Raw genomic sequence first — 8,111 nt, 5'->3', positions numbered from 1 at the left:
TCCCTTTTCAAAACGGAAGAATTGGTCATTTTCTTCGTGAACTTCCATTCCGATTTCCTCTTTTGGTTTTAGGCTCATAAGAACCAGTTGGCTGTTTTTGCCAGTGTAAAGCACCTTGCGAAAATTTGTATTTTCCAAAGTGTCCTTTTCGATTTCTCCAAAAAATCCTTTCATATTGTTTCTTGTTAATAATTATTTTCAAAAGCAATTGCTATTACAATTTACTCCTGATTATATTTTAAATCCCTAAAAAATTTTAATCAAATTCAAAAATCGAAATACTAATCCCCCGATAATTATAGCAAATACTATTTTAAACCCAGTTATGCCCAACGCTTTTTTCCAGCCAAATTCTTTCCAAAGAGCAGCAATCGTGGCAATACAAGGGATATACAGCATACTTACCAATCCCAATATTATCATTTGAATTGGAGTCAGAACTTGAGCAAAGTTAGTCGTCCCGAGAAGCGTAGCCAGCATTACCAGGATAAGTTCTTTTCTCAAAATTCCGAAAATCAGCAACACTCCGGTAATGGCAGGCAAGCCCAGCCAATTCACTGTAATAGGAGAAAGAAAATCGGAAACGGGAGTTAGCCAACCAGCCAAATATATTCCTTGGATTATTATTCCAGAAATTATTATTATCGGTCCTGCGATAAAAATGAATTCTTTTAATCTAAACCACGTTTGCAAAAATATGGTTTTGAAATTGGGAATTTTGTAATCTGGCATATCCATAATAAGAGCAGTCGGCTCGCCGGGCAATATTTTAGAAGCCAGTATTCCCAAAACAATCGATATTAAGATCACAAAAGAATACAATCCGAAAACCCAACCAATTCCGATATATTTTCCCACCAATCCCATAATAATCACCGCCACAGCACTGCAAGGAACCAATGTCACCAGAAATCCCGTCAAAAATCTTTCTCTTTGAGTTTCCATTATTCGGCAAGAAAGACAAGCGGGAGTATTGCAACCGAATCCGAGCATTACTGGTATGCAAGCCTTTCCATGAACGCCCAGTTTGTGCATTAAATTATCAGTAAGAAACGCTACTCTCGCCAAATAGCCCCAATCTTCAAGAACAAACAGGCAAAGATAAAACGGAAAAATATATGGCAAAACAATTCCAACTAGAGCAATAATGCTTTCTACACCACTCCAAGCCAACGAAGATAAAAATGATATGCCAAAAATATTTTGAAAACTAATTTGCCATCCTGACGAAATTTGCTCCAGAAAAGATGAGAGATAATTTCCTAACTGAAAAATAAAAATAAAAACCAAAGTAAAAATCGCCAGCATAATCGGATAGCCCCAAATCCTATGCCCTGTCAAATTATCGAGCCATTCGCCAAAACCCATCTTCTGAGGTTTTTTGGTTGTCATCACCTCCGACATTATTTTGGAAACCAAACAGCATCTTTCATCAGCAATCACCACAGAAGAATCGTGCCCGTGAATTTTTTCAAGTTCCGAACAAAAAAATTTTGTTTCTTTTAAAATTTCTGGACTTTTTTCACTAAGTATTTTTTCTATTTGTTTGTCTTTTTCCAAAAGTTTTATAGCCACCCACCTTTTTGGATAAGCGATTTTTACATTTTTGAGGCTATCGGTTAATTTTTCTATTCGTTCTTCCGTTTCTTTTCCATATTTCAAAAATTCTCTTGAAGATTTTCTTTTTATCAAACTTATTCCTTCATCTAAACAACTGTTTATCCCCCGACCATAAATAGCTTCTATGGGGATAACTTTGATACCAAGAATTTTTTCCAGTTTTTTAGCATTGATTTCTATTCCCTTCCCTTTAAGCAAGTTTGCCATATTCAAAGCCATAACCATCGGCCTTTCCAATTCCAAAAGTTGCAAGGTAAAAATAAGATTTCTTTCTAAGTGTGTCGCATCAACCACATCAATTATAAAATCTGGTTTTTGAATGGCGATATATTCACGAGATATGATTTCTTCCAATGAATAAGTGGAAAGCGAATAAATCCCAGGTAAATCCAGAATATCAATCGTATATCCTTTGTAATGCAAAGTTCCCTCCGCTTTTTCCACTGTCTTGCCAGCCCAATTTCCAATATGCTGATGAAGCCCTGTCAGATAATTAAATATGACAGACTTGCCGACATTAGCCTGTCCTGCCAGCACGACATTCAGTTTTTTGTTTTTCATATTTGTTTGACCCATACTTTTGAAGCGATTCCCCTACCTAAAGCCAGCTTGCAACCCCTGACTTCAATCTCTATCGGACCGAAGAACAATGTTTTCTTTAAAACTTTTACAGGCGTGCTGAAAGTCAATCCTAAATCGGCTAATCTTTTTGCGGACTCCTTTCCAGCATCAATAAAGGCAATCTCCGCACTCTGATTCATTTTCAAATTCATCAGATTAATTGGTTTTTCTTCATTCATAAATTTATCCGTTATACATTTCAATTCTAACACAAAAACAGAGTTCTGGCTCTGCTTTTGCGATAAATTTCCAAAAATTATTGTGCCGTCCAGCCTCCGTCAACATATAGAATTGAGCCTGTGACATATTTTGATTCATCCGATGCCAAGTAAACGGCTGCGTAAGCGATATCATTCGGCTCTCCCATATGTCCCAAAGGCGTAGCGGAACAAATGCCTTTATTAGCATCTTCATTATCTTGCATTCCTTTAGTCATTTGAGTTTTAATAAATCCGGGAGCAATAGCATTTACCCTAATTCCATCAGGTGCAAGTTCTAAAGCGGAGGTACGAGTTAGTTGATTTACTCCTCCCTTGGAAGCGCAATAAGCTCCAGCAGTTTTAAATCCGACTTGTCCCAAAATGGAAGTCATATTGATGATGGAACCTTTAATGCCCTTTTCCTTCATATAGGCGCTCGCTTCTCTTATTCCATAGAAAACTCCGCTTAAATTAACGGAAATTACCTTATCCCAGATTTCATCAGTCATAGTCGCTATTTCGCCTACCAAACCTACGCCAGCATTATTCACTATAATATCCAGTTTTCCGAATTTTTCCACCGCAACATCAACCAAATTTTTCACCTCTTCTTTTTTTGAGATATCCGCTTTTATAAAAATCGCATTTTCTCCCAGTTCGTTTTCATTCGGATATGGATTAGCATCAGAAAATACCACTTTGGCACCTTCTTTGAGATACATTTCGGCAATCGCTTTACCAAGTCCAGACGAGGCTCCTGTCACGATTGCTACCTTGTTTTCGAGTCGCATAGTTTTTGTTTTTTTATTTATATTTTAATTTCAAAATACAAACAAAAATTTAATTAAATTATTTTAATTCTCTTGTTTTTAACCTTAAGAACCCAAAGAACAATTGAGCATACGAGAGGAATAAAATTCATATAGATTATCAGGTAATCTGGCTTAAAGATTCCGTAAAAAATCATAAATAAAGCTTGAAAAAATAGGATGACCACAAAAGCAGATGAGAGGTCTTCTGTTTTTCTTGTTTTTAAACTTTTTGCCGTTTGCGGAATCAATCTGATAGTTGTTAAAATTCCACCGATTACTCCAAAAAATTCTGCCATAGTTTATTTTTATTTTATTATTCTTCAATTCTTAATGCTTTGCCCTTAACGATTGCCTCGGCAATTTTAACTCTAGCGGAAGACAAAATCCGTTGAAACGTGCTTTGCGAGGTGTTCATTTTTTCCGCTGCTTCGGTTTGTTCCAGCCCGTCAAAATCCTTAAGTTTTACTGTCTCCATTTCTTCCTTAGTTAAAACAATCTCGTCCAATTCATACATCGGAATTCCCTGGGGTTTGAAATAATGAGCTTTGGGTTTGAAGCGTAATCGCTTACATAGTCTTGGTCTAGTCATATTATTTTCTTTCCAAATTAACATTGCACTTAGGACATTTTAAAGTTCCGCAAGGCACTCCTCTTTCGTGAGAAACGCTATAACCGCATTTCGGACAAACACATTTGCCATCAGGACCTTGCCCTGTTGCTTTTTCAATTTTTTTCTTAAACTTTCCTCTCCTTTGCCAACCGAAACTTTTTCCAAAGCTTGGCTTATAAAAACTGCTTTCAACTTCGTGGCTGGTAATTTGAATGATGACATATTGCAAACTTTCAATTCCTTTCATTAGATCTTCCCTTAATCTTTCGGAAATTTTTGTCGCTTCTTCCACTTTTAGATTGTTAGGCAGATTTATTTCCAAATTTGCTGTAGTAGCCGAGCCTTTCTTTTGAGTTTTTAATGAAATAATTTCAATATTTTCCGCCTTGGCGATTTCTTTTATAGTGTTCTCTATTTCTTCTCCGGCAGAAACATCCAAAAGCGATCCTGCCGCATCTTTCCCCACTAAGAATGCTTCTTTTACTATATATATCCCCATCAGTATTGCCAACAAAGAATCGGCATAAATCCAATAAGGAGTTAAAAATAAACCGATTAAAATTATCAAAGAAGTGCAAACATCAATTCTGGAATGTACTCCATCGGAAAGCAGGCTGATAGAATTTTCTTTTTTGCCGTAATAGGTTTTTAGCCTTGCCATTATTTCATTTACAATGCTGGAAAAAATCATTATTCCAAAAGCCAAATAACCGATTTCAATTTCTTGCGGATGGAGAAACTTTACGAAAGCGTTGTAAATAATACCGATGCCAGTTGCCAAAATAATCAATGTAATAATGACACCGCCCAAAACTTCAAATTTGTAATGCCCATAGGGATGCTCCTTGTCTGCTGGCTTCCCTGATATTTTAATTCCGATATAGCTGATAGCGGAGGAAAATATATCCACGAAAGAATCAATACCCGCTGCTAAAATTGCCGATGAATTAGAAAATATTCCGACAGCAATTTTGCCTCCAGCCAATGATGCGTTTGCCAGTATTGATATAATTGCAATTCTTTCTTTCATCACTTTATTTTTTAACTAATATTTTTTTAGCAATTGATGCGAATATTTTAGTCGTATCGGAATTTTTATCCACAGCAAGCGGATTGCCATCATCTCCAGAAATAACTATTTTAGGATCAATCGGAACAGTTCCCAAAAACGTTATTTTATATTGCTTGGCGATTTTTTCTCCGCCTCCTTTTTTGAATAAATTTATAGTTTCACCGCAATGTGGACATTGTAATCCGCTCATATTTTCAATCAATCCGTAAATTTTTAATTTCAGCGACTTGGCAAAATTTATCGCTTTCTTCGAGTCCAATAAAGAAACATCTTGCGGAGTAGTGACTATAATTGCACCCGCTTCAGGTAACAACTGAGCAATTGAAAGAGGCTCATCGCCAGTGCCAGGAGGAGAATCAATTATGAGCCAATCTAAATCTTCCCAAGTCACATCTTTTATGAATCTTTCAATAACCTTCATTTTCATCGGACCGCGCCAGATAATCGGCGAATCTAGTTTTGGTATGAAATAGGACATTGAAACTAATGATAAATTTTCTCTTATTTCCACTGGGAATATTTGATTTTCTCCGTGCGAAATTATCATCTTGTCTTGCACGCCCAGCATCAATGCTAAATTCGGACCGTGAATATCAGCATCAAGCAAACCGACTTTCAATCCTTTATCCGCAAGAATAATAGCCAGATTAGTAGCTACGGTTGATTTGCCTACGCCTCCCTTACCAGAAATAACCAGTAATATATTTTTTATTCTGTTTTCCATATCTTTATATCTTATACAATTATCCAAACATCAGCCATTCAGGCTTGAAAATCAAAAGTATCCCGATAATCAGCATAATCAATCCACCAATCAGTTGAGAATACTTGGAATACTTCGTAGAGAGTCCCGTCATTTCCAGTGTAATCATCGCCATAAAGAAAATAAATAAATCATCCAGCATAAAAAAGAAAATATAGAGCAGAATATACAAATAATATTGCCATCCAGCCAGTTCGTTAAGAGCCAGCACTTGAGTGTAAACGGCTGGCAGTCCCGCTGAACAGATGAGTTCTACTAAATTCACCAAAAAAGCCAATGTGATAATTCCTCCCAGTGCCAGCCAGAAACTATTTTTGCCGACTGTCGCTTTCAATTTTTGAAAAACTTTCTGCCGACTTTCGTCATTAGCGACTTTACATCCACTTTCCTTGTTGAATAAAAATTCTTTCAAACTGTATCCTCCGCCAAATAAAGCCAAAATTCCAATCAATATCCGCACCCAAATTACAAAGCCCAGAAATAAAATGAGATTAAGCCAAGCAGACATAAACAAGAAATAAACAGAAGCGGAAGCGACAATAAAAGCTGTCCCCAAAATCCACATTCTCTTTCGGTCTTTCATCCCCAAAAGCAGACTAATAAGAAACAGGAGGGTCCACATCGCACACGGATTGAATCCATCCAGAAGCCCCATAATTATCGTGAGAATCGGCAGAGAAAATTTGTAAGCATCAATTTTACCAATAAGCGGAAGATTGATTATTTTTTCCTTTTTATCTGATTCGATGTTTTGCTTTAAATCTTTTTTGTTTTCATCTTCGGAATTCATTATGCTTGCTATCCGATCAGGACAACCGTCATTATTGCACTTTTCTATTTGGCTTTTGATTTCTTCCGAGGTTATATTTTCAGCATATCCGACAAAATATTTGTCGCCAATAACTGAAAACGGAACACCTGAAACATCTGCATCCATTGATTTGCCGATTTTTTGCAAAAGCAGTGCGTTTTCCTTGCTGTGATATATTTCAAAACTCCTTATTTCTAAATTAGGATAAATTTCTTGCATTTCCTGCAAGAATTGCATCTCCTTGGCACAATGAGGACAACCGTTTCCATAAAAAAGGTACACTTTGATATTTTCAGAAGCACCTGCTGAAAAATACAACTGAAGAAACGCAAAAATTGAAATAGTAGATATTGCTAAAATTTTTTTCATATTCTATTTGTCTTTATCTTGATTGATAAGTTCAACTAACTTGTCCTTACTGATTTCTCCGTTTAAGCGCAAAAATTCTTTTCCCTCTTTGTCCAAAAAAACAAAAGTGGGAAGAGTTTTGTCAATCTGATATTTTTCCACCATTTCTTTGTCATTGTCAAAATCATAATACTCGGTTTTGAGCCATGGGTTCTCTTCTTCAATTTTTTTCCATCTTGGTTTCATCACCAAACACCCGGAACACCAAACAGCTCCGAATTTTAATACTTTCATAGATTTTGTTTTAAGTTGTTGTTCATTTCTATATTGCTTATTATTTCCTGAAACAAAATTTTATATTCCGGATTTATTTCCAGAATCGGTTTCATTTCAATAGTTGCGGCAACAAAATCATTTTTATATGGAATCTTGCCTAATATCGGAATTTCATTTTCTTTAGCAAACTTTTCTATTTTCAAACAAAAACTATCTGACAAATCATATTTATTGATAACAATACCGTGCTTGATTTGAAAGTGGCGAGCCAGATACAAAACCCTTTTCAAGTCGTGAAGAGCTGATGGCGTTGGTTCAGTTACGGCCACAATATAGTCGGTTCCAACAAGTGAAGCAATTACCGGACAACCCACTCCAGCCGAAGAATCTACAAGAAGCATTTCGGTTTTTAGTTGCTGACTGATTTTATCGGCATACTTTCTAACTTCTGCCACAATTTCTCCTGAAGCCAACTCTCCCAATTTGAGTTCGCCCGAAATGAGATTCACTTGATAATTTTTTCCTGTGTATATTTCTCCAATTTCCTTTTTATCTTCCGAAATAGCTCCTGTCGGGCAAGCTACTTTGCAAGCCTTGCAACCGATACAAATATCTTGCACGAAAGCGGGATATTTATCTTTAACAAAAACAATGGCGTTTTGTTTGCAAACTTCAGCACATTTTCCGCATCTTGTGCATTTGGAAAAATCCCACTTAGGAATAGCTTGATAAACAGTTTCGGATTTTTTTCTTGGGACAGAAAGCAAAAGATGGTCGTTGGGACATTCCACATCAGCATCAACCAACAAAGTGCTATATTCTTTGGCGAATTCAATCGCCAAAGAAGTGGCGACCATTGATTTTCCTGTTCCGCCTTTTCCGCCAGTAATGGCTATTTTCATATTTTATGTTCTTCACAAACATCTTCAGAAGACGCTTTTTTAAGTTTATCGTTTTTCCATAATTTAAAAATCTCTT

11 protein-coding genes are annotated in these 8,111 nt (G+C 36.3%); all 11 read right to left on the bottom strand.

Annotated features, from left to right (window positions below):
- A partial coding sequence (locus tag WC906_04520) for a cupin domain-containing protein (protein ID MFA5777676.1) occupies window positions 1-174 on the bottom strand: 174 nt, incomplete at its 3' end.
- A gap of 72 nt (window positions 175-246) precedes the next feature.
- The gene (gene feoB / locus WC906_04515) at window positions 247-2,181 is read right to left on the bottom strand and encodes a ferrous iron transport protein B (protein MFA5777675.1); all 1,935 of its coding nucleotides are present in this window, start codon (window positions 2,179-2,181) and stop codon (window positions 247-249) included.
- Window positions 2,178-2,420, bottom strand: coding sequence for a FeoA family protein (locus tag WC906_04510; protein MFA5777674.1), 243 nt, complete (start codon window positions 2,418-2,420; stop codon window positions 2,178-2,180). The genes feoB and WC906_04510 overlap by 4 nt, the downstream gene beginning before the upstream one ends.
- 77 nt (window positions 2,421-2,497) lie before the next feature.
- Complete coding sequence (locus WC906_04505; GenBank protein ID MFA5777673.1) at window positions 2,498-3,232, bottom strand: SDR family NAD(P)-dependent oxidoreductase; 735 nt, start codon at window positions 3,230-3,232, stop codon at window positions 2,498-2,500.
- 53 nt (window positions 3,233-3,285) lie between these two features.
- The gene (locus WC906_04500; protein ID MFA5777672.1) at window positions 3,286-3,549 is read right to left on the bottom strand and encodes a SemiSWEET family transporter; all 264 of its coding nucleotides are present in this window, start codon (window positions 3,547-3,549) and stop codon (window positions 3,286-3,288) included.
- Between the two features lie 17 nt (window positions 3,550-3,566).
- Entirely contained in the window at window positions 3,567-3,842 is a 276-nt protein-coding gene (locus WC906_04495) for a DUF134 domain-containing protein (protein MFA5777671.1), read from the bottom strand.
- 1 nt (window position 3,843) lies between these two features.
- Window positions 3,844-4,893 (bottom strand): cation diffusion facilitator family transporter, encoded by a 1,050-nt coding sequence (locus tag WC906_04490; GenBank protein MFA5777670.1) that lies wholly within the window; start codon window positions 4,891-4,893, stop codon window positions 3,844-3,846.
- Between the two features lie 4 nt (window positions 4,894-4,897).
- Window positions 4,898-5,659, bottom strand: a complete 762-nt coding sequence (locus WC906_04485) for an Mrp/NBP35 family ATP-binding protein (GenBank protein MFA5777669.1) — start codon at window positions 5,657-5,659, stop codon at window positions 4,898-4,900.
- 19 nt (window positions 5,660-5,678) lie between these two features.
- Window positions 5,679-6,878 (bottom strand): hypothetical protein, encoded by a 1,200-nt coding sequence (locus WC906_04480; protein MFA5777668.1) that lies wholly within the window; start codon window positions 6,876-6,878, stop codon window positions 5,679-5,681.
- 3 nt (window positions 6,879-6,881) lie between these two features.
- Entirely contained in the window at window positions 6,882-7,151 is a 270-nt protein-coding gene (locus WC906_04475; protein ID MFA5777667.1) for a thioredoxin family protein, read from the bottom strand.
- Entirely contained in the window at window positions 7,148-8,035 is an 888-nt protein-coding gene (locus WC906_04470) for an ATP-binding protein (protein ID MFA5777666.1), read from the bottom strand. The genes WC906_04475 and WC906_04470 overlap by 4 nt, the downstream gene beginning before the upstream one ends.
- Window positions 8,036-8,111: the final 76 nt, after the last annotated feature.

This window comes from Parcubacteria group bacterium (assembly GCA_041657845.1).
In the GTDB taxonomy this organism is placed as follows: Bacteria; Patescibacteriota; Minisyncoccia; order Moranbacterales; family JAKLHP01; genus JAKLHP01.
The sequence above is the reverse complement of the archived record's forward strand: the minus strand, read 5'-3'. Positions and strand labels throughout refer to the sequence as shown.

Excerpts from the sequence above, each read along its gene's own strand:
- WC906_04505 (MFA5777673.1), bottom strand. The coding sequence starts at position 3,232 with ATGCGACTCGAAAACAAGGTAGCAATCGTGACAGGAGCCTCGTCTGGA.
- WC906_04480 (MFA5777668.1), bottom strand. The coding sequence starts at position 6,878 with ATGAAAAAAATTTTAGCAATATCTACTATTTCAATTTTTGCGTTTCTT.
- WC906_04500 (MFA5777672.1), bottom strand. The coding sequence starts at position 3,549 with ATGGCAGAATTTTTTGGAGTAATCGGTGGAATTTTAACAACTATCAGA.
- WC906_04470 (MFA5777666.1), bottom strand. The coding sequence starts at position 8,035 with ATGAAAATAGCCATTACTGGCGGAAAAGGCGGAACAGGAAAATCAATG.
- WC906_04510 (MFA5777674.1), bottom strand. The coding sequence starts at position 2,420 with ATGAATGAAGAAAAACCAATTAATCTGATGAATTTGAAAATGAATCAG.
- WC906_04495 (MFA5777671.1), bottom strand. The coding sequence starts at position 3,842 with ATGACTAGACCAAGACTATGTAAGCGATTACGCTTCAAACCCAAAGCT.
- WC906_04490 (MFA5777670.1), bottom strand. The coding sequence starts at position 4,893 with ATGAAAGAAAGAATTGCAATTATATCAATACTGGCAAACGCATCATTG.
- WC906_04475 (MFA5777667.1), bottom strand. The coding sequence starts at position 7,151 with ATGAAAGTATTAAAATTCGGAGCTGTTTGGTGTTCCGGGTGTTTGGTG.
- feoB (MFA5777675.1), bottom strand. The coding sequence starts at position 2,181 with ATGAAAAACAAAAAACTGAATGTCGTGCTGGCAGGACAGGCTAATGTC.
- WC906_04485 (MFA5777669.1), bottom strand. The coding sequence starts at position 5,659 with ATGGAAAACAGAATAAAAAATATATTACTGGTTATTTCTGGTAAGGGA.